Genomic DNA, 18825 nt, shown 5'->3' with positions numbered 1-18825 from the left:
ATCATCATGGGTGCCCGTAACGAGAGCCTCTTCCTCATGAAGGAAGAAATGACCGCCCTCGCCGACGAAATCATTTTCATGACCGACGACGGCTCCTACGGCCGCAAGGGTCTCGTGACCGAACCGCTGAAGGAACTCTGCGAAGACACGAAGGGCAAGCCCGACATGGTGCTCGCCATCGGTCCTCCGATCATGATGAAGTTCTGCGCCCTCACCACCAAGCCCTACGGCGTGAAGACCGTCGTGAGCCTCAACAGCATCATGGTGGACGGGACCGGCATGTGCGGTGGCTGCCGCGTGACTATCGGCGGCAAGACGAAGTTCGTCTGCGTCGATGGCCCGGAATTCGACGGCCACGAAGTCGACTGGAACAACATGCTCCAGCGTATGGGCGCCTTCAAGCCCCAGGAACAGGAAGCCTTGCACCGCTTCGGTGCCAACGACGGCCACAAGTGCAACATTGATAAGATGGCTGACGCAAAGGCCAAGGAGAGCAAGTAATGTCTGAACATTTGACTCGTGAACAGTTGGACGCCGCCGCCAAGGTGGAACTTGAAAAGATTAACGCCCTCCCGAAGCCGCTCAAGCCGAAGGACAAGACTGCCATTCCGGCCCAGCCGATGCCGCAGCTTGAACCCAGCTACCGCGCCCGCGTGATGGAAGAAGTGGCCCAGGGTTACACCGAAGCTCAGGCTATTGTGGAAGCTAACCGCTGCCTCGCTTGTAAGAACCAGCCTTGCGTCGAAAGCTGCCCGGTGCACATCGACATTCCGGCCTTCATCGCGAAGATTGCCGAAGGTGACTTCAAGGCCGCTATCGCTAAGATTAAGGAAACGAGCCTCTTGCCGGCTATCTGCGGCCGTGTTTGCCCGCAGGAACGCCAGTGCCAGATGAACTGCACCATGGGCAAGATGCACAAGGACGTGAACCAGGCTGTGGCTATCGGCCGCCTGGAACGCTTTGCTGCCGACTACGAACGCAACAACGGTGGAGCCTCTGTGCCGGCCGTGAAGCCCGCTACCGGCAAGAAGGTGGCTGTGATCGGTTCCGGTCCTGCCGGTCTGGTTGTCGCTGCTGACGTGCGCCGCGAAGGCCACGACGTGACCATCTTCGAAGCTTTCCACAAGCTCGGTGGCGTGGTCCGCTACGGCATTCCTGAATTCCGTCTGCCCAAGAAGATCGTTGACAACGAAATCGAATCTCTCGCTGCCATGGGCGTGAAGTTTGAGACAAATTTTGTCATCGGTCGTACTCGCAAGCTCAAGGACTTGATTGAAAAGGATGGCTTCGATGCCGTGTTCGTCGGTACCGGTGCTGGCCTCCCGCTCTTCATGAATATCGAAGGTGAAAACCTCGTCGGTGTGTTCGCCGCTAACGAATACCTGACCCGCGCCAACCTCATGCGCGCCTACGACAAGGAACATGCCGATACTCCGATGTGGCCCGGCAAGAACGTGGTCGTTCTCGGTGGCGGTAACGTCGCCATGGACGCTGCCCGTATGGCCCTCCGTCTTGGTGCCGAAAAGGTCCGCATCGTTTACCGCCGCAGCATGAACGAACTCCCGGCCCGTAAGGAAGAAGTTCTCCATGCCCAGGAAGAGGGTGTCGAATTCTGCGTCTTGCAGAACCCGGCCAAGATCCTTGGCGACGAAGCCGGCCACGTTCGCGGCATGCTCGTCGACAAGTACGAACTCGGCGAACCCGATGAAAAGGGCCGTCCGCGTCCGGTCAAGGTCGAAGGTGCAAGCTTCGAAATCGAATGCGACACCGTGCTCGTTGCTATCGGTAACGGTTCCAACCCGCTTATCAGCAACACCACGCCGGAACTCTCCGTCGACAAGAAGGGTCACATCCTTCTCGAAGATGCCGCTGCCAACAAGACCTTCATGGAGAAGGTTTATGCCGGTGGTGACATCGTGCTCGGCGCTGCCACTGTCATTTTGGCAATGGGAGAAGGGCGCCGCGCAGCAGCTGGTATTAATGAGTTCTTGAAAAAATAAGCTTCGCATTACGGCGTCGCTCGCCCCCTCACGTATTACAATACGCTACGGGGGCTCGGCTCCTGGTCCTGCTCGCTTCTTTTTCAAGACCTAAAGCGTTATAAGAGGATGGCTTTGCGCCATCTTCTTTTTTCTTCTAGCTTCGGCTGGGTTGAACGGACAATTCCGTTTCTTCTTCAAATCTTGGATTTGAAAAAAAGATGGTTTCGGCCATCTTTTTTTGATTATAGTTTTGGCTAGTAAAAAAATTCGTCCCCCCGCTTCGGCGGGGATTTTTTTTCGTGTAAAAAGCGTGTTTTCGGTGTACGGCTTTACAACGGAAACTCTTTTATAAATTCTTATTTACATGGGATTTGGGGGCCTTTTATTTATTTTTGCGGTAAAAGGTCCCGATGGGTGTCGGGATAGGAATTTAACAGCTTTTTGTTCATCTGTTTTTACACATAATTGTTAAAAAAGTTCGTTTTTTTAAGTAGATTATGGAAACAGAAAGCAAAAACATACACGGAGTGACTCATGCTTGACCTTCTTGCGGTCCAATCCAGCACGACCAACGCGACAATCATCACGTTGGCCTATACACTTTGTCTGGCCTTTATCCTTTCTTCGGCTATCGGTTGGACTTACGAAAAGACCTTCCTCGGTCTGTCCTATTCTAGAAACTTTGTCCAGGGCATCGTCTTGAGCGCCGTTGCGGCGGCGATGATCATGCAGGCTATCGGCGATAACGTCGGTCGCGGTCTCGGTATGATGGGTGCCCTCTCGGTGGTCCGCTTCCGTACGAGCTTCAAGGACCCGCGCGATATCATGTTCATATTCGCTGCGCTGGGTGCGGGCATCGGTTGCGGTGTGTACGCCTGGGGTGCCGCCGTCGGCGGTACGATCGCCTTCTGCTGTGTGGCATTCCTCCTTTCCCGTACGGGTCTCGGTACCAAGCACTTCTTCGACGGCATGCTCCGCTTCGCCCTCCCGAACGAAGGCCCTGTCCGTGAACAGGTCGAACATATCATGAAGACAAGCCTCAAGACGTTCATCCTGATTACCATGCGTGAAGTCGACGGCGGGGCAAGGCTCGACGTGGCCTACCAGGTCCGTCTCCGTGCGACCAAGCCTGCTGCAGAAATCCTGAACGAACTTTCCAAGCTCGAAGGCATCTCGGACGTGCAGTTCATGATGCAGGACGCCACCACCGAGATGTAAGGAGATAGACAATGCGTTTTCTAGAAGATCTCCTCGACAATTTCTGGAATGCCCACAAGAACAATGCGGGTGTTGCCTATGTTTACGGTCACAAGCTTTCCATTGCTTGGATCGTCTGCGTCATTTTCGCCATCGCCCTCGGTTTTGTCTACCAGGGCAAGGTCGCCATGTTCCGCGGCATCGCCGAAGCGAGCGAGACGATTATCAGCGTGCCGAGCGCCACGGAAATCGTGAAGGTGCATGTGGTGCCTGGACAGGAAGTCCAGGTGGGCGATACGATTGTCGAAATCAACCGTCCCGACCTCACTCTCCGCATTTCCGAAGTGACCCGTGAACTCGATGCCATCGAGGGCCGTAGCAATCTGAGTTCTGCCGAAATCGACCAGAAGGTGGCCGAAGTCAAGGCGAACCTGGAAACGCGCAGGCTCGCGCTGAATGTCGAAATCAGGAACCTCGAGACGGAATACCAGAACAACAAGGCCATTTCTGCCAAGCTCAAGAGCCTTTCGAACTCGAAGTCCAGCAGCGACGGCAACGACGCCATGGCCATGCGCATCAAGAGCCTCAAGAACGAACTCGCGCTGGCGACCAAGAGCGCCAACGAACAGATTGCCTTGCTGCGCGGTAGCGGCAGGCTCCAGAAGACGAGCGGCAAGAGCGAGGCCGAGAACCTCAAGAAGGAACTCGCCGAACTCCAGAAGCAGCAGGAAGACCTTATCCAGGTGGCCAAGGAAAACTGGGTCGTCGGCGACGTGAACGTGCGTGACGGCGAAAAGGTTTCGAGCTTCGCCCCGATCGTGACGCTTACCCACAAGCGCCCGACGCTCGTGCGCGGTTACATCAACGAACAGATTTACCAGAACATGGACGTGGGCGAGACCGTGAAGGTGACTACGCTTGCCGGTACGGGCAAGGCCGTGAAGGGCGAGGTTGTCGGTCTTTCCAGCCGTATCGTCCCGTTCCCGACCCGTATGTGGAAAATGCCCGAACTGCCGGTGTACGGTCGCGAAGTGACTATCAAGATTCCCGAGGACAATTCGTTCTTGCTGGGCGAGATGGTGTCCATTGCCGAAGTCCACGGCAAGATTCTCGTTAAGGATGGTAAGAAGTAATGAGGTCTGTTGCCTTTCTTCCCCTCGCTCTTTCTGTAGCTGTTTTTGCCGGCCCGCTCACGTGGGACCAGTTGATCCAGTCTGCCGAAAAGGATCCCCGTTATATGGCCGCGCAGAAGCGAGCCGAGGCGACTTCTTCTTCGCAGGGAACCAAACTTTGGGACAAGATGGAACTCCGCTACCAGCTGGATGGTTTCAGCTTTGCCAAGCACGATTTTGAACTGCGCATGACTCCCAAGACGTTTGGCGAAGGCAGCGCCGACAGGGCTCGCTACGAAGCCGAAAAGAACTATGAACAGGCCCGGTTTGCCGTTGAGCGTTCTCTGCTTCTCTATGACCGCTACGAAAGAGGCGTGCGCTACGTGCTGCGCAAGAAGATTTACGAAATCAACAAGCAGCTGGCCCAGGTCAATGCCGACCGAGTTGAAGTGCTCCACCTCAAGTCCGGGTCGGCGACGTTCAATCCGGAAGACCTGATGACAGCGCTAGAGAAGAGCGCTTCGTACAAGGCCGCACTGCTTTCGGACAGCACGGCACTGCGCGATGCCGAACTCAAGATGAAAATCTGGGTGCCCGATTTCGATGGTGTCGACCTCGACACGTCTTTCCTCCCGACAATGGAAGAACTGGAACAGAATCTTTCTGGCGGTGTGGAAGTGAGCGAAAACTTCCCGCAGGTGGCCATGGCGAAGGGCAAGCGCGACAGCGAAGTTGCCCGCGCGAAACAGGATGTGAGCAAGGGCCGCGACTACATCTCGCATATCGGTATTGGCTATTCCCTGCAGATTGAATCCCTCATGGAAAAGTATAAGGAAATGAAATGGGGGGATGTTTCTGGTACGGGTGATTATTCCCCAGGTTCTACCGGAGATTCTACATATATGAATGATTTCAAAAAAGAAACTGGTTGCCAGGATGGGCTTAATTGTCATGAGACGGCCAGATTCCTTATCCCGGACAAAGACAACCGCAAGACTGCCGACAAGTTCTTCGTGAACTTGGCCATCCGTTTGCCGTTCTTCGACAGCAACAAGGATAGCGACTTGCGTCAGCAGGTGGCCTCCCTCGATGCCGAAAGCGACTACCTGGACGACGTGCGCGAGGTAAACCAGAAGGTTGCCCGCCTGACCGAAGAAGTTCTCGCATTGATTGGCCAGTGGAAGGTTCAGAAGGAGTATGCCGAACAGGTGAACGCAAGCGGTTTCATGGAACAGTTCGCCCGCAATGCGGGTTCCGATCCGCTCCTGCTGCTCCGTGCCAAGGAAAGCGCTCTCGAGAGCGACATGAAGGCTGTGAAGCTTGAATACGACATCTTTTTGCAGTACCTCGCATTGCTCGATTATGCGGGCGGCTTGGCGCGTCAGGGTGTCGTCAACCATCTCCGCGAAGGGCTGAAGTAATATGGCCGAAGCCCGTGGATTTAGCCTTCTCGAGAGGTTCGAACTCAAGTACCACATCCCCGTGGAGTGGGCCGACGCGATTGGCGATTTCTTAAAGCCGTATTGCGAGGAAGACTATTATTCCAAGATTACCCCGGGCGGATTCTACTACATTACGAACTTGTACCTGGATAGCCCCAAGTGGACTTTCCTGGGCTGGAAAAAGAAACAGCTCCTGGACAGGTTCAATATGCGCATCCGTACCTACGGCGAAAATCCTCCGCAAGACGGTACGTTCCATTTCGAGGTCAAGCGCAAGATTCGTAGCATCTGTTACAAGAGCCGCGGAACCATCAAGGGAATCAATCCCGGCGAGGTCTGGAACATGGATCCGGCGGACTTTCCTTGCAAGAGCGAAAAGGACCGCATGTACATCAAGGACTTCTTGTACAAGACGCACTTGCACAATGCGCACCCGCGCCTCTTGACGCAGTACAAGCGCCGCGCCTGGTTCGGGCTACGCGAGGAATATTCCCGTGTGACCATCGATACGGGCATGCGCTTCCGCGAAGAGAACGGCTTTGACTATACGGTGGAACCGCAATACATGCATTCTACCGGTATCCCGCGCTTCTTTTTGCCGGGTTGCGATGCCGTGCTCGAACTCAAGTGTCCGTGCTCACAGGTTCCGTACTGGATGATTGACCTGATCCGAGCTTTTAACCTGAAACACGGCGCTTTTTCAAAATTCGGGAATGCCGCCGCCGAATGGAAACGCGTTTACGAGAACCCGCGCCGATTCAAGAGTCCGTACTGGACTAAATTGGCTGGCAATTTTTAAGATTTTAATATAGATTAGGAAAGGTTATAACGAGGATATCTCTATGGATATGAAAAAATGGATTTTGTCCGGTGCGGGAATCGCCGCCCTTGCTATGGTTGCCGCATGCTCCGGAGACAATCCGGCTGAGTCCGGCGAAGACCAGCCGACGGAATCGTCCGCGAACCAGGACCCAACCCTTTCTAGCGGCGGGACTGTTCCCGGTTCCAGCGGTGGCGTAACTCCGCAGTCGAGTTCGTCTATTCCCGATAATGCGGAACCCCAGATGGCCTGCTCCGAAATCATGTACAATGCCCCGGATGGCTCTGCCCTGGAATGGGTGGAAATCTACATCGCCGGCGGCATGGACATGGACAACATGCAGAATTTCAACCTCCACTTGAGTGGAGCGGTGGATTATATTTTCCCTGCCGAACCGCTGAAGAAGGGTGAGTATGTCGTTGTCGCTAACGACCTGGCAAAGTTCAAGGAAACCTATCCGGACTTCGCGGGACGCCTGTTTGGCCCGTGGGACAATGCGGCTACCATGAAGCTGGTGAACGAAGGTGATGTCGTTAACGTGAAGGTTATGGGCGAAGGTGACGTGAGCTGCGCGTTCAGCAACGAACCTCCTTGGCCGAGCCTCGCCGACGGCAAGGGCCGTACCCTCGTGTACAAGGGTGGCAACGCCGCCCAGCCGAGCTCCTGGGCTGCAAGCAAGATCGATAAGGGCATTCCCGGTGTCGGCAACGACGAATGGATTACTCCGGCTTCGGTCCGCATCAACGAAATTATGCCCAATGTCTCCGGCAGCAACGCCTGGATTGAACTCTACAATTCCGGCAGCGAGGCTGTCGATGTCGCCGGCTGGACGCTTGAAATCAAGCGCCGCAAGCAGACGCTCACTATCAAGTCGGGTACCGTTCCTACGGTGATTCCGGCCAAGGGCTATGTAGTGCTCGACGCTGTCGATAACTTTAGCGAAGAACTGGTGGTAAGCCCCGATGGTGGAGAGTTCTATCTGCGTGGTTCCCTGGAAGGCGAAGAATCCAGTATCTGGGTGCCTGCAAACACGGGTACGAGCGGTGTTGTCGACCTTTCCGATGGTTCTACGGCGCAGGGACCGCTTGCCACGGCAACTCCGGGCGAACCGAATTCCGCGCTTAAGAAGGGTTCCGTCTATATCAACGAGATTCATTATCATCCGGATGAAAATAGTGCGTTGCCGTTCGAATTTATGGAACTGGTGAACGATAGCGATGAAGATGTTCTTCTTTATAGCGGCTCTGTTTCGAAGGGATGGAAGGTAGAAGGTATCAATCTGGAATTCTCCAACACGACGACCTTGGCTGCCCACGCCCTGATGCTCCTGATTCCGGCCCAGCTCGATCCTGTCGTCATGGCGAATGCCGGCATTACCAACTGGGGTGCAGATCTGGTGCGCAAGGCATTTTCCATTCCCAACGATGTCATGATTGTTACCTATAGCGGTAAACTTTCCAACCGCAGTGAAACAATCGCCGTGAAGGAACCCTACTCCAAGGAAGGATCTAGCCCGAATGTCAATTACTTCTACATCTGGCACGACGCTACGCTCTATTCCGATGGTTGGCCGGGTTTGGGAGAGGCTGATGGCTTTGGTTATAGCCTGCAGCGTGTCACTACGACGACCATGGGTTACGAAGCTTCTGCATGGAAGGCTGCAGCGCCCACGATTGGAAAAAAGTAAATTGTAAGATAATTTTTGAAAAAAGCGAGAAAACCGCCCTTTTGGGGCGGTTTCTTGTTTTACAATTTTTGTATTTTTTGAGTTGCTATGAAACGGATAGTCTTATGCATTATTGGCGGGTTTGTGGCTGCCCATTCTGCACCGATTTCCTTGCAGGATGCTTTGGAAATGGCCAAGGCGGGCAATTCCCAGATCAAGGCGGAAAAGGCCAAGGTCGAAATGGCCGAAAGCGGACGCACCGAGGCGCGTTCCAGGTTCATGCCCTCCCTTACGTTAACGGCGAGCGTCACGAAGATTGACGATCCGATAAATATCGACTTGCGGACTCTGCAGAAGCCGTTGAGCGATATTGCCGGTGCGGCGGCTTATTCCAAGGCTTATGTGTCCACCTATAACGGGGCCTATGCCAAGGCCTACCAGGAGGCTGTGGCGCAGGCACGCGCGGCAGGAATGGACGAGGCTGCGGCCAAGGCCTATGTGGATACCCGCTCGGGCGATATTTGGAACGGGGTAGTGACCAGCAAGGCGACAAACGATGCCGCGGTGCAGTACGCAGAAGGTGCGAGCAAGGAGTTTTCCGGCCAGATCGACAATACTGATTTTAGCATGAAGGTGCAGGACGACGTGTTCTTCAATGCTCGCCTCACCGCCATCTGGCCCATTTTTACGGGATTCAAGATCTACTCCGCCTATGATGCCGCCAAGGAGAACGTGAACGCCCGCAAGGCCGAGTTCGATATGGCGCAGAACACCATCTTGATGGATGTGGCGACAAAGTACTTCACCTTGCGCCTGGCCGAAGAGCTGACCGTGATGCGCGAGACTACGATGCGGAACCTGGAAGAGCATCTGGAACGTTCCAAGAAATTGGAAGCGGGCGGGCAGATCAGCAAGGCCGAGCGGCTCCGTGCCGAGGTGGCCTTGGCGGAAGCGCAGAATGCCTATGAAGACGCGTTGCGTGACCAGTCCCTGGCCCGTATGGCATTGGCAAGCCTGTTGCATACCGATACGAGTCTTACCGCCATTACTCCGGTGGAAGCTCCCGAAGTCAAGCGCTCCATGGATGAATTCAAGCACCTGGCCAAGGACAATCACCCCGGCTTGCGTCAGCTGCGTACGGAACGCAAGCGCAGCCAGGATGCGGTGAGCGCCGCCCGTGCCGATTACTACCCGACGGTGGCCCTGTTCGCCTACAAGGAACTCTATACGAAGGACTTGACGATTCTCGAACCGGAATGGGCCGTGGGCGCCAAGATGCAGTGGGATTTGTTCAAGGGTGGCGAAACGCATTCGAAAGTGGCAAACGCGAAGGCGATGGAACGCTCCCTGGCCAGCATGGAAGAACAGACGCTGGACAATATTGACTTGCTTGTAGAAAAGCGCTGGCGTGAATTGCAACATGCGCAGGGCAGGCTGACGAGCCTTACCAAGACGAGGGAGCTTGCCGACGAGGCGCTGCGTAGCCAGACTAGGGCCTACGAGGCCGGGCTTGCTACCGGCCTGGACGTTGTTGATGCGGAACTGGCCCTGTCGCGTTTGCAGGTGGCCGACTTGAAGGCGCATTACGATGCCGTGGTGGCCTGGCTTGGCCTGTTGGAAGCTTGCGGCGAGGTCGCCAACGCGGGCACGATGATGCAGGACTTGCGTCCGGTCGAGAAATCTGTGGCACCCGCTGCTGCAGCACAAGAACCCGCGATGTCTGCGGCTGCGTTGCCACTGCCCGCGACACAGACGGCGGAACAAGCGCCCGCGACTCCTGCCGATACGGCAACTGCTCGTGCAACATCGGAACAGCCGCAGCCGGCAACCCCGTCTAACGAGAATAAAGAAAATCCTGCGACACCGGCGGCAACGGAACAGCCGGCGCCCGAAACAAATGTCAATACGGAGAAAGCACAATGATTGAAGCGTTGAAGATGGTTGGCAAAGTCGTCGTGGTCATGGCGCTCATCGCGCTGGTCGTCCTGGGAGTCATGCAGTTGCAGAAGTTCGCGACCGCCCCCCGCGAACAGTTCTTGCAAGGACAGATGGAAGCCCGCCGCGTCCTGGTCGCGGGCAAGGTCCCGGGCCGCATCGAGCGCCTGTTCGTCCACGAGGGCGACATTGTTTTCAAGGATTCCATCGTGGCCCTGATCAGCAGCCCCGAAATCGAGGCTAAGAAGATCCAGGCCCAGGGCGCCCTCGGTGCCGCACGCGCCCAGGCGAACAAGGCCCGTAACGGAGCCCGCAGCGAAGACATCACGGCGCTCAAGGCCATGGCCGACCGCGCCCAGGATGCGGCGACTCTCGCCAAGAACACCTATGACCGTGTGCAGAAACTCTTTGACGAAGGCGTACTCCCGCTCCAGAAGCGAGACGAGGCCGAAACGCAGATGAAGGCGAGCCAGTCCGCTGCCGACGCCGCAAAGGCGCAGTACAACCAGGCCGTGGCCGGCGCCCGCAGCGAAGACAAGGCCGCTGCGAACGCTCTCGTGATGCAGGCCCGCGGCGCAACGGCCGAAGTCGACGCCTATCTCGAAGAAACAAAGATCCGTAGCCCCATCAGCGGCGAAGTCTCGCTCAAGCTCGCCGAGGAAGGCGAAGTCGTGGGCTCGGGCATGCCCGTCATCGCGGTGACCGATCTTGACGACGCGTGGGCGGTATTCCACCTCCGCGAAGACTTGCTCAAGAACGTGTACAAGGGCCGCAAGTTTACCGTCCATATTCCCGCATTGGATCGCGATGCCGAGATGGAGGTAAGCTATATCGCTTCGGTGGGCGATTACGCCACCTGGCGCAGCAGCAAGGAAAGCGGCGGATTCGACCTCAAGACGTTCGAGGTGCGCCTGCGCCCGACAGGGAAGGTAGACAATCTTCGCCCCGGCATGAGCGTATTGCTTCCGATGGAAGCTATCCAGTAACAGGAGTGTCGCCGTGCTTTTGCAGGGACTCCTGAATACCATCAGGAAAATCTACTTCAGCCACAATATCGTGTTGTGGATGATTCTTCTGGTGTTGCCCGTAGGGGTTTCCCTCTTTACCATGGGAATGTTCTCTTCGCAAATCGTGCAGCACGTTCCCATAGGAATCGTCGCGCAAGACGACAGCATGCTGGCCGACAAGATAAAGTCGCGCCTGCGCTCCAGCCCGGTTCTCAATGTCAAGATGGAATGCGGGAGCATGCAGGAGTGCGAACGCGCCGTTGTGCGGGGTGACCTCCAGGGATTTTTGGTGCTGCCCAATGAACTGGAACGCAGGGCGCTCAGGCTCGAGAGCCCGGTGATTCCTATCTATTCCAGCGGCCAGAACTACCTCACCAACATGTTCGCGACCAAGGAAATCCGTGCCGTACTTTCGTCTGTGGGTGGCGAGATATTTGTTCCGCAAATCGAAGATCCGGTCAAGACGGAAATACATTCCGTGGGCAACGTCGAGGGCAACTACCAGGGCTTCTTGGCGCTCGGTCTCGTGACGGCGATTTTCCACCTCGCGGCGATGATCGTGGGCGTGTATGTAGTCTCTTTCCCGTTCAGGGATCACCGCGTTACCGAGATGGTCAAGTATGCGGGCGGTTCGCGCTTGACCCTTTGGATTGCGAGCGTATTCCCGATGAACATTATCCTCTGGCTTGCGTCCGTTGGCTGCTACGCGTATTGCCACCGCATACTCGCTCCGCTTACGTTGGATGAATTCGTCATGACGGCGGCCGCACAGCTGTTCATGATTTGCGCCTGCTCGGGCGCGGGAATCGTATTCGTGGGCGTGGTGGGCGTCATGAGGATTGCGACAGGTGCCGCGGGTGTTATCGGGAGCCCGGCTTTCGCGTTCGCGGGGCAAACTTTTCCCGTGATGTCGATGCCCTTTGCCGTGCGCTGTTTTGCCTTTGTGCTTCCGCTGACGCACGTACTCAAGATCCAGTCCATGATGCTGCTTGGCGATGTCAGCATGGAAACCTCGTGGCATTCCCTTGAAATCCTCATAGGCATGGCCATATTCTGGAACTTGTTGGGTGCGTTCCTGATGTCCATGCGCTGGAAGCGCGCCATGCGCAAGGAAGTCGAGTGGATGAAGGAGTCCGCATGATTCTTCGCCTCTTGAAAGTCGCCTTTGCGGAATGGAAACTGTTCTACACGGACCCGGCGGCCGTGCTGCTCTTGGTGGTGGCGGGAGTCCTGTACGCGTTCTATTATCCGACGCCCTACATCAACCAGACGGTGACGAAGGTCCCTGTCGCGGTAGTGGACCTCGACAACACGGTGATGTCCCGCCAGCTTATCCAGATGGCCGCGGCATCGCAGCAGGTAAACGTGAAGTCCGTCTATGCCGAGATGCAGGAGGCCGAGGCCGCCATGGCCCGCGAAGAGATTTTCGGCTTCATGGTGATTCCCGAGAATATGGAGAAGAACATCCGCGGTAACCATCCGGTATCGGTGAACATCTTTACCCACGGCGCCTACGTGATGTTGCACGGTGCCATAGGGACCGCATTCTCCACGTGCGCGCTTACGCTGGGCGCAACGCACAAGGTAAAGCAGATTGCGCTATCCAAGAAGGTCCCGTCCACGAGTGCGATGGCCATGCGCGACCCGATTCCCATCAGCATCCAGACGCTATTCAACAGCTCGGGAAGTTACTCCAATTACGTTGTCCCGAGCGTGCTGGTCGTTATCCTGCAGCAGTCGCTGATTATCGGCATCTGCGTGCTGGGCGGCTCGCGAGCGCACCGGCGTTTCCGCCGGCGTTTCCGCGACAGCGCCGTGGAAAACGAAACAGCGGAAATCCGCTATTTCGGGCGCTCGCTCGCATACTTCTTGCATTACTGCTCCTTCATCCTTTTCTACCACTGCATCATCTACAACATCTTCGATTTCCCCAGGCGCGGTGAGATTCTGCCGATGGCCGTATTTTCGCTCGTGTTCCTCGCATCCGTCATCAACTTGGGGATGGTCGTGTCGCAGGTGTTCCTGCGTCGCGAATCCAGCATGCAGCTGTTCCTCTACCTTTCCATCCCGATCCTGTTCCTCGCGAATTTCAGCTGGCCCAGTTACCTAATGCCCCGGTGGATGGTCTCGATTTCGTATATCTTGCCGAGTACGTTTGCCGTTCCGGCCTGGCTCTCTATCGAGCAGATGGGGGCCGACATCTACGAGGTAGCACCCAGGCTGTACCAGCTTGCCGTCCAGGCGATTGTATACCTGTTTTTGGGACTGTTGTTGACCCGCGCCCGCGACAAGGCGAAGATAGACATCGGCGACATGTAGTTTTTGTATATTACAGACTATGATGTTCGATCCTTTATACATGATGATTCTTCTGGTGACGCTCGCCCTTTCGGGCGGTGTCTCCATGCTGGTCAAGACCCGCTTTGCCGCGGGCCAGAAAGTGAACATTTCCAGCGGGCTTACCGGTGCCGACGTGGCGAAGGCTATCTTGATGGATGCCGGGATTACCGACGTGAAGGTGCTTGTGCACCACGGGTTCCTTTCGGACCATTACAACCCGCTGAACAAGACGCTCAACCTCTCGAAGGAAGTCTACTACGGCCGTAACGCAAGTGCTGCGGGTGTCGCCGCGCACGAGGTGGGCCACGCTATCCAACATGCGCAGGGCTACTTCCCGATGTGGCTGCGTTCCGCCATTGTGCCGGTCGCGAACATCGGCAGCAATCTCGGTCCGTGGCTCGTGATTATCGGTATCGTGCTGATGAGTGCTGGGCGCGCTCTCGGCTATTCCCTTGCTCTGGTGGGCGTCATCCTGTTTGCCGCCGCGACGCTCTTTACGCTCGTGACCGTTCCCGTGGAATTCGACGCCAGTTCCCGCGCCAAGAAGGCGCTTGCCCGCATGGACGTTGTGGCGCAGGGTAGGGAATACAACACGGTTTCCGGAGTGCTCTTTGCCGCGGGCCTCACGTACGTGGCCGCCGCGATTTCTTCCATTCTGCAACTGCTCTACTGGGCGTACCGCGCGGGGCTTCTCGGCGGGCGCAGGGACTAGGAGGCCTTATGGCTGTAAAGACGCTTACCATCGAATGCCCCATGTGCAAGGGCGAAATCGTCGTGGACGCCGATACGGGCGAAGTCCTCTCGCATAAGGAATACAAGAAAGAGACGAAATCTTTCGACGATTTCTTGAAAGAGCAGAGCACTCGCAGTTCCGATTTGGAAGCGAAGTTCGCTGCCGCCAAGGAAGCGCAGAAGAACCGCCAGGAACTCCTGCAGAAAAAGTTCGAGGCCGCAAGGCAGAACAAGGACCTCAAGGATCCTCCGCCGAGCATCAACTGGGATTAGTTCCTACTGGTCGTCCGCACCGTAGACGGTCGGGCCTTCGTCTTCGTCATCGCCGGATTCTTCGGCGATGTTTTCGTTTGTAGTTTCTTCCGCGGCTTCTTCGGAGTAGTAGGCCTGCGCCTTTTTCATGAAGGCTTCGAATTCCTCGTCACTCATCTGCGACGTGTCGGCGGGCTTTTCACTAGCGGGCTTTTCTTCAGCGGGCTCGGCGGCGGGCGTCTCGTCAATCGGCGTTGCAGGCGTTTCCGAGACTGGCGTTTCTGCGACAGGCGTTTCAACGGCGGGCTCGGTGGCGGGCGTTTCCGGGACGGGGCCGGCAGCATTTTGTTCGGTTGGCTGTTCTTCGCGCAGCATGTCGGCGAACGGGTCGTCCTGTACTTCGCTCAGGTCTTCGCGGCCCTCGAGCATCGCCTGCAGGTCTTCTTCGGTCACGTTCCTGCCGCGGGATGTCCACAGCACGGCTTCCTTCATCACCGCGGCGATATCGCCCACGCTGCCTGCCTGCGAGCGGGCGAGGGCCTCGTTGCGGATGACTTCCACGAGTCCGGACTTTACATCCGGATCCTTGGAGAAGAACACCGTCTCTCGCGCCATCTCGTCGGCGTATTCCGGATTGTTCTTCTTGCGGTAAATCCAGATGGGACCGAAAAGTTCGCTCTGGCGGAACACCAGTTCGTCGGTCTTAATCATCTCGAGGAGCGCCATGAACGTCACCGCCGCGACGATGGGGTGGCTGTCGTTGTCGAGCAGGTCCTCGAACAGCGCACGGCCATGGACGTTCAGGTAGTTGTTGATGGCCTGCTGGCGGTCCTGGATGGTCACGTAGTCCAGTTCGATATGGTGGACCGTTTCAGAAATCTTTGTCTTGAGGCTCTTCTGGTAGGCGCGGAACAGCTGCCAGATGTTGGCGTCGGCAAGCGTGTCTTCTTCGTTCTGCGTCTTTTCGAGACGGCCGCGGCTGTAGGTGCCGAAGTTCTCTCCCTCCATTTCCTGGAGGCCTCCGGCGACCTGCTTGTAGCGCTGGTATTCCAGCATCTCCTGCATCAGCTTTTCGCGGTCTTCGTTGTATTCTTCGATGAGTTCGGGGTCGCGTTCTTCGGCCGGGAGCAGTTCCTGCACCTTGAGGGCCATCAGGCGGCTTGCCATGTACAAGAAGTCGCCCGCCTTCGAGAGGTCGGCTACGCCAATCTTGTTGACCCATGCCAAAAAGTCGTCGGCGATTTCGGCGATAGGAATCTGGTCCAGGGACATTTCCTTCTTCTGGACCAGGTATACGAGCAAGTCCATCGGCCCGTTGAACGAGCTGATCTTTACTTCGTAATCTTCCTGTTCTTCGACTTCTTGCATCACGGAATAAATGTAGTAATAAGAGTTACGAGTTCGGAGTTACCAGTTCCGAGTGTTGCAACTTTCAAGAAGCTTCTTGATATTAGAGATCCTAGTAACTATTAACTAGTAACTATTAACAATTAACTGCGCCGTAGGCGCCGCTATTCCACCGTCACGCTCTTCGCGAGGTTTCTCGGCTGGTCCACGTCGTTGCCGCGCAGCACGGCGATATGGTAGGCCAAAAGCTGCAGCGGGATGCAGGTGACAATCGGCATGAGCATCGGGAGCGTCCGCGGCACCTTGATGATATGGTCCGCGATTTCGTCGAGCGGATGGCATTCGTCGGTAGTGATTGCGATGACGCGGCCGCCGCGGGCCTTGATTTCGCGGACGTTGCTGATAATCTTGTCGAACAGGGAATCCTTCGGGGCGATGACGACCACCGGCATGTTCTCGTCGATAAGGGCGATCGGGCCGTGCTTCATTTCGGCGGCGGGATAGCCTTCGGCGTGGATGTAGCTGATTTCCTTGAGCTTCAGGGCGCCTTCCATCGCGACCGGGTAGTTGAAGTGGCGGCCCAGGTACAGGAAGTTGCCCGCGGTAGAATACTGCTTGGCAATTTCGGCAATGCTTTCGGAAAGCTGGAGCGTCCTTTCTACGAGCGCGGGGAGGTCCTGCATGCTCTTGACGATGTCCGTGCCGTTTTCGATAGAAAGCCTGCGCTGGCGTCCGAGCAAAAGGGCGATCATGGCGAGCACGGTCACCTGCGAGGTGAAGGCCTTGGTGCTCGCGACGCCGATTTCGGGACCGGCGTGCAGGTAGACACCGCCATCGCTTGTACGGGCGATGGTCGAGCCGACTCCGTTACAGATGGCGAGAGCCGTGGCTCCCTTCTGCTGGGCTTCCTTGAGGGCGGCCAGGGTATCGGCCGTTTCGCCGGACTGGCTGATGGCGAGCACGAGCGTGCCCGGCTTGATAATCGGGTTCCTGTAGCGGAACTCCGAGGCGTATTCGACTTCGACCGGCACACCGGCCAATTCCTCGATCATGTATTCGCCGACCATGCCCGCGTAGTAGCTGGTGCCGCACGCGGTAATGATGATGCGGTTGATGTTCCGGAGTTCCTTGATGTTCGTATCGAGACCGGCGAGCTTGGCGTTGCCTTCGTTGATAAGCAGGCGTCCGCGCATCGTGTTGCGGAGGACTTCCGGCTGTTCGAAGATTTCCTTGAGCATGAAATGCGGGAACCCGCCCTTGGCGACGGCGTCGGCGTCGAATTCCACGTCCTGGACTTCGCGCTGGACTTCGTCGCGGTTCATGTTCACGATAGAGTAGCTGCCCTTCTTGACCTGGACGACGTCGTTGTCGTCGAGATAGACCACCTTCTGGGTGTGGCTGATGATTGCAGATACGTCGCTTGCCAGGAAAAAGTCTTTTTCGTTGCCGATACCCAGGATGAGCGGGCTGCCGCGTCGGGCGCCGATAAGCGTGTCGGGTTCGTCGCTGCAGATGACGGCGAGGCCGAACGTCCCCTCGATTTTGGAGAGGGCTTTCAGGACCGCGGCCCTGAGATCGCCGTCGTAAAAACGGGCGATAAGGTGGACGACGACTTCGGTATCGGTCTCGGACTTGAACTGCACGCCTTCGCTGATGAGCTTGGCCTTGAGGCTGGCGTAGTTCTCGATAATGCCGTTATGGACAATGGATATCTTGCCGTCGGAGCTGCAGTGCGGGTGCGCGTTCTCTTCGGTGGGGGCGCCGTGGGTCGCCCAGCGGGTGTGGGCGATGCCGACGTTTCCCTTTACGGGATTCTGTTTCAGCTTGTCTTCGAGGGCCTTGATCTTGCCCGATGCACGGACGACGTTGATCTTGCCGTTGTCGATTAGGGCGATACCCGAACTGTCATAACCGCGGTACTCGAGCTTCTTGAGTCCGCCGATGAGGATGGGTAGGGCGTCTTCCTGACCGGTATAGGCGACGATTCCGCACATAAGAGAATCCTTTTTTTTGCGTTTTTATGTAAATATCACGCAAAATATACGAAATCTTTATGAAAAAGAAGTAATTCTGTGACCGAAATCACAATGGATTTGCTATTTTAAATGGAGACAAATTCATATCAAAAAGAGGATTATCTATGAAATCTAAAATGATAGTCGCTGCTGGCGTTGTCGCCATGCTCATGACTGGTTGCGATCAGTTCTGCCAGGGCCCTGCCGTCAAGAAGAACCTGGTAACGGACAAGGAAAAGTACAGCTACGCCCTCGGTGCCCATTTCGGTACCCAGGCCCATTTCCAGCTGGTCACCCGTGATTCCATCGATTTGGATATCGATTTGTTCATCCAGGCTTTCAAGGAACGCTACAACGAGGATTCTGCTGCGTTCCTGATGAACGATTCCACCATTTTCGAAACTCTCCAGAAGCTTTCTGCCGACCGTCAGGCCGAAAAGGTCAAGAAGGATAGCATCGCTGCCGAAGCCAATAAGGCTGCCGGCGAAGCATTCCTCGCTTCTAACAAGACCGCCGAAGGTGTTATCACCACGGAAAGCGGCCTCCAGTACAAGGTGATTACCGAAGGTACCGGTGCCACCCCGAGCGATTCCGATATCGTCAAGGTGGACTACACGGGTACGCTCCTCGACGGCACCAAGTTCGACAGCTCTGTCGACCGTGGCCAGCCGCTCGAATTCCCGATTAACGCCGTGATTCCGGGCTGGACCGAAATGCTCAAGCTCATGAAGGTCGGTGGCAAGGTGACTGCATGGATCCCGAGCGACCTCGCTTACGGTCCGCACGGCCGTGGCCCGCAGATTCCGGGTAACAGCCTCCTCGTGTTCGAAATGGAATTGATCGATACGCACGCTCCTGGCGCTCCTGCTGCCGAACCGGCCAAGGAAGAAGCCAAGCCCGAAGCAAAGCCTGCCAAGGCTGCTCCGAAGGCCGCCGCTAAGGCCGAAGCCAAACCCGCTGCCGCTCCTGCCGCTAAGG

16 protein-coding genes are annotated in these 18825 nt (G+C 56.4%); 14 read left to right on the top strand and 2 right to left on the bottom strand.

Going from position 1 to position 18825, the window contains the following annotated elements:
- From B3M32_RS08715 to B3M32_RS08655, 13 genes are all read left to right on the top strand, one after another.
- Positions 1-501: sulfide/dihydroorotate dehydrogenase-like FAD/NAD-binding protein (locus tag B3M32_RS08715; RefSeq protein ID WP_290745496.1), on the top strand; the 501-nt coding region annotated here is incomplete at its 5' end.
- Positions 501-2000: an NADPH-dependent glutamate synthase gene (gene gltA / locus B3M32_RS08710; protein ID WP_072809078.1), complete on the top strand. Its 1500-nt coding sequence runs from the start codon at positions 501-503 to the stop codon at positions 1998-2000. The genes B3M32_RS08715 and gltA, both read left to right, overlap by 1 nt.
- 516 nt (positions 2001-2516) lie before the next feature.
- Positions 2517-3200, top strand: coding sequence for a DUF4956 domain-containing protein (locus B3M32_RS08705; protein ID WP_173799181.1), 684 nt, complete (start codon positions 2517-2519; stop codon positions 3198-3200).
- A gap of 11 nt (positions 3201-3211) precedes the next feature.
- Entirely contained in the window at positions 3212-4312 is a 1101-nt protein-coding gene (locus B3M32_RS08700) for an HlyD family secretion protein (RefSeq protein WP_290745489.1), read from the top strand.
- Positions 4312-5712, top strand: coding sequence for a TolC family protein (locus B3M32_RS08695; RefSeq protein ID WP_290745485.1), 1401 nt, complete (start codon positions 4312-4314; stop codon positions 5710-5712). The genes B3M32_RS08700 and B3M32_RS08695 overlap by 1 nt, the downstream gene beginning before the upstream one ends.
- Before the next feature lies 1 nt (position 5713).
- Positions 5714-6532 (top strand): polyphosphate polymerase domain-containing protein, encoded by an 819-nt coding sequence (locus B3M32_RS08690; RefSeq protein ID WP_290745481.1) that lies wholly within the window; start codon positions 5714-5716, stop codon positions 6530-6532.
- A 49-nt stretch (positions 6533-6581) separates the two neighbouring features.
- Complete coding sequence (locus tag B3M32_RS08685; protein ID WP_290745478.1) at positions 6582-8240, top strand: lamin tail domain-containing protein; 1659 nt, start codon at positions 6582-6584, stop codon at positions 8238-8240.
- An 87-nt stretch (positions 8241-8327) separates the two neighbouring features.
- On the top strand, positions 8328-10142 hold the full coding sequence (locus B3M32_RS08680) for a TolC family protein (protein WP_290745475.1): 1815 nt from the start codon (positions 8328-8330) through the stop codon (positions 10140-10142).
- Positions 10139-11140, top strand: a complete 1002-nt coding sequence (locus B3M32_RS08675; protein ID WP_290745472.1) for an HlyD family secretion protein — start codon at positions 10139-10141, stop codon at positions 11138-11140. The genes B3M32_RS08680 and B3M32_RS08675 overlap by 4 nt, the downstream gene beginning before the upstream one ends.
- Before the next feature lie 13 nt (positions 11141-11153).
- On the top strand, positions 11154-12302 hold the full coding sequence (locus B3M32_RS08670) for an ABC transporter permease (protein ID WP_290745469.1): 1149 nt from the start codon (positions 11154-11156) through the stop codon (positions 12300-12302).
- On the top strand, positions 12299-13480 hold the full coding sequence (locus B3M32_RS08665) for an ABC transporter permease (protein ID WP_290745466.1): 1182 nt from the start codon (positions 12299-12301) through the stop codon (positions 13478-13480). The genes B3M32_RS08670 and B3M32_RS08665 overlap by 4 nt, the downstream gene beginning before the upstream one ends.
- Before the next feature lie 19 nt (positions 13481-13499).
- Positions 13500-14213 (top strand): zinc metallopeptidase, encoded by a 714-nt coding sequence (locus B3M32_RS08660; protein ID WP_290745463.1) that lies wholly within the window; start codon positions 13500-13502, stop codon positions 14211-14213.
- A gap of 8 nt (positions 14214-14221) precedes the next feature.
- Positions 14222-14506 (top strand): hypothetical protein, encoded by a 285-nt coding sequence (locus B3M32_RS08655; RefSeq protein ID WP_290745460.1) that lies wholly within the window; start codon positions 14222-14224, stop codon positions 14504-14506.
- 3 nt (positions 14507-14509) lie between these two features.
- Here the strand turns inward: B3M32_RS08655 and B3M32_RS08650 are convergent, their stop codons facing one another.
- Complete coding sequence (locus tag B3M32_RS08650; RefSeq protein ID WP_290745499.1) at positions 14510-15853, bottom strand: segregation and condensation protein A; 1344 nt, start codon at positions 15851-15853, stop codon at positions 14510-14512.
- A 143-nt stretch (positions 15854-15996) separates the two neighbouring features.
- Positions 15997-17826 (bottom strand): glutamine--fructose-6-phosphate transaminase (isomerizing), encoded by a 1830-nt coding sequence (glmS, locus tag B3M32_RS08645; protein ID WP_290745458.1) that lies wholly within the window; start codon positions 17824-17826, stop codon positions 15997-15999.
- Positions 17827-17972: 146 nt separating this feature from the next.
- On the opposite strand from glmS, the gene B3M32_RS08640 reads away from it, so the two are divergent.
- Positions 17973-18825 (top strand): FKBP-type peptidyl-prolyl cis-trans isomerase (locus tag B3M32_RS08640; protein WP_290745455.1); only part of this gene is annotated, 853 nt, incomplete at its 3' end.

This window comes from Fibrobacter sp. UBA4309, assembly GCF_002395745.1.
GTDB lineage: Bacteria > Fibrobacterota > Fibrobacteria > Fibrobacterales > Fibrobacteraceae > Fibrobacter.
Note: the sequence above shows the minus strand (reverse complement) of the source record. Positions and strands in the feature narration are given on the sequence as shown.

Coding starts and splice junctions, on each gene's coding strand:
- gltA (WP_072809078.1), top strand. CDS start 501: ATGTCTGAACATTTGACTCGTGAACAGTTGGACGCCGCCGCCAAGGTG.
- B3M32_RS08705 (WP_173799181.1), top strand. CDS start 2,517: ATGCTTGACCTTCTTGCGGTCCAATCCAGCACGACCAACGCGACAATC.
- B3M32_RS08700 (WP_290745489.1), top strand. CDS start 3,212: ATGCGTTTTCTAGAAGATCTCCTCGACAATTTCTGGAATGCCCACAAG.
- B3M32_RS08695 (WP_290745485.1), top strand. CDS start 4,312: ATGAGGTCTGTTGCCTTTCTTCCCCTCGCTCTTTCTGTAGCTGTTTTT.
- B3M32_RS08690 (WP_290745481.1), top strand. CDS start 5,714: ATGGCCGAAGCCCGTGGATTTAGCCTTCTCGAGAGGTTCGAACTCAAG.
- B3M32_RS08685 (WP_290745478.1), top strand. CDS start 6,582: ATGAAAAAATGGATTTTGTCCGGTGCGGGAATCGCCGCCCTTGCTATG.
- B3M32_RS08680 (WP_290745475.1), top strand. CDS start 8,328: ATGAAACGGATAGTCTTATGCATTATTGGCGGGTTTGTGGCTGCCCAT.
- B3M32_RS08675 (WP_290745472.1), top strand. CDS start 10,139: ATGATTGAAGCGTTGAAGATGGTTGGCAAAGTCGTCGTGGTCATGGCG.
- B3M32_RS08665 (WP_290745466.1), top strand. CDS start 12,299: ATGATTCTTCGCCTCTTGAAAGTCGCCTTTGCGGAATGGAAACTGTTC.
- B3M32_RS08660 (WP_290745463.1), top strand. CDS start 13,500: ATGATGTTCGATCCTTTATACATGATGATTCTTCTGGTGACGCTCGCC.
- B3M32_RS08655 (WP_290745460.1), top strand. CDS start 14,222: ATGGCTGTAAAGACGCTTACCATCGAATGCCCCATGTGCAAGGGCGAA.
- B3M32_RS08650 (WP_290745499.1), bottom strand. CDS start 15,853: ATGCAAGAAGTCGAAGAACAGGAAGATTACGAAGTAAAGATCAGCTCG.
- glmS (WP_290745458.1), bottom strand. CDS start 17,826: ATGTGCGGAATCGTCGCCTATACCGGTCAGGAAGACGCCCTACCCATC.